1 protein-coding gene and 2 pseudogenes are annotated in these 2,012 nt (G+C 59.7%); all 3 read right to left on the minus strand.

The annotated features are described in order from the left end of the window. Window positions 1–1,299 (minus strand): annotated as a pseudogene (locus HEQ61_RS11025) (Tn3 family transposase); the annotation flags it as partial. A gap of 44 nt (window positions 1,300–1,343) precedes the next feature. Further along, window positions 1,344–1,811: a DUF4158 domain-containing protein gene (locus HEQ61_RS11030; protein ID WP_168021459.1), complete on the minus strand. Its 468-nt coding sequence runs from the start codon at window positions 1,809–1,811 to the stop codon at window positions 1,344–1,346. 5 nt (window positions 1,812–1,816) lie between these two features. Further along, a pseudogene (locus HEQ61_RS11035) lies at window positions 1,817–2,012 on the minus strand (hypothetical protein); the annotation flags it as partial.

Raw genomic sequence — 2,012 nt, forward strand, 5'->3', positions numbered from 1 at the left:
ATGGGTGAACAGATCGGCAAAACCGGTCCGGGCGTGCATTTCCATGATTAGCTCGGGTAAATCGAGTCTGGGCAAGCGAGCCTCGAGCGCCGTGCGCAGCGCAATCAGACTTGCCGGCTCTTCAAGCTTTTCGAGGCGCTCGACGGAAAGGTCCGGTCCTTCCGGTGTGCCGATGATGGAAACGGCCGAGTTCGTGGGCATACGGCTGGCGGTTTCACGGAAGGCGAGGTCGAGCCGTTGTGACAGTCGTCCGAGCTCTTCATCGGCGACACCGGATACACCGACGGTGCGGCAGATCGCGGGGCGGGCAGCTTCCCATGCCGCGCCTGATAACAACCCCTTGCGAGGATCGGTGTGCCGTAACGACTTTACCGGAAAGAGATCGCGCCGGCGGATCGCGCGACGAAGGCCGTCGAGAACACAAAGCCGGTAACCGGTCAGATCGAGGGAACCATCGGCCGATTTCAACTGGGTTTGCCACTGTTTGGGTGCGAAAGCAGTTGGCGGCGGTCCGGTACGCTTGCGCCCGGAGTGAACAGCGCGGAGGTATTCGATCGCCTCAAGCAGCGGTCGTCCGGCTGGTGCGGCGCCGAGATTGAGGCCAGTGAGCAGCCTTGGTGTATAAGAAATCTTGCGGCTGAACGTCCTGAGTTCCGTGAAATAGGTGTCGTCATGGGGTTTGGCCAGTTCTCCGATGCGATCGATGGCTGCGGCAAGCGAGTCGATGTCTACGAGCTGGAAGATAGCAGTTCGCACTGCGTCATCAGGCGTTTCCGGATCAAGGAGGACGATCGCCGCGTCCCGCAACTTCAGTGCCGCGGCGTCGAGGTCACGGAGTGATCGCAATCTGGCCTGTTTCGCCGCCTTGGTCGCCTCGTTGAACATTGAGGTCGAGACCACATCGAACACATCAATGACATCATCTCCAGCGGAGGCTTCAAGGGTCCGGATGAACGCCAGCAAAGTTGCTGCACGCCGATCCGGTGGCAGGCGGGAAACAGCTTGGGCCTTGGCAGCACTGGCGAACCGCGCCAAAGCCGTAATTTTACCCGGTGGCAAATGATCAATAGAGGGCAATCCATTTGTGAGAGACCGGATCTCTTCCAAGCGGTCGAGCGCGCGGCGGACTTCCCGGTTGCTCTGGATGTATGGACCGTTTCGCAACCGATCGAGAGAGCCTTGTCGCTCCCCTTCCGGGACTGCGACAAGCTTGTCGAGCCGCGCACGTTGTTCGGGTATCATCGTCTTGATCAACAGTCGGTGCAGGCGGGCGTTCGCTCGTGCGCGCACTCTAGCCACGGTTTGTTCAAGAACGGATGGACCAGGAAGCAGAGCCTTAGCCTCTAGCAACCAGGCGGTCGCTCGGTCGAAAAGGGCGGAAGCTTGATCCGATCCGATCCGGTCCAGCACAGAACATAGAGGAAACGATTGAGCCGGAACCCGACACCGGGATCGGTAAAGGTGCGATAGCCATATTGCTGGCGAATACGGGGAGCATGTCGCCAACGTCCTTCACTGTGTGCATATTCCGCGATCAATTCCTCGGGTTCGGGGAGAGAAAGTTGGCGGGCGGTAAAGCGCAGGGCCGAGGCCGGAACCTGCCCCGGGTCTTCGAGAAAGATGCCCAGCATGCGCAACGATCCGAGCTGGACGGCGACACCCAGACGATTGTGATCGCCGCGAAGCGTGGCGACGAACGTGCGATCGGTGTCGTCGAGGTGGAAATAGCGGGCCAGTTGGTCGGGTGTCAGTTCCCCGTTGAAGCGGGCATACTCCCTGGCCTGACTATCGCTTAGGAATCCTACCGGCAACTTGGTCAGGCCTGACTTGTCGTATCACGTTTGGTTCGGTGCTTGGCGAGTAACTCGTTGGCTCGAGCGCGCGGATTTCCCTTCGCATCGACATAAGCATAGAGCGTCGACAAAGACACACCGAGTTCAGCCGCGACATCGCGTGCGGCATTATCACGGTCTGACATCATCGCCATTGCCGTCTTCAGCTTCTTGCGGGTC

The sequence above is a fragment of the Haematospirillum sp. H4485 genome (assembly GCF_012102745.1).
Lineage (GTDB): Bacteria > Pseudomonadota > Alphaproteobacteria > Rhodospirillales > Rhodospirillaceae > Haematospirillum.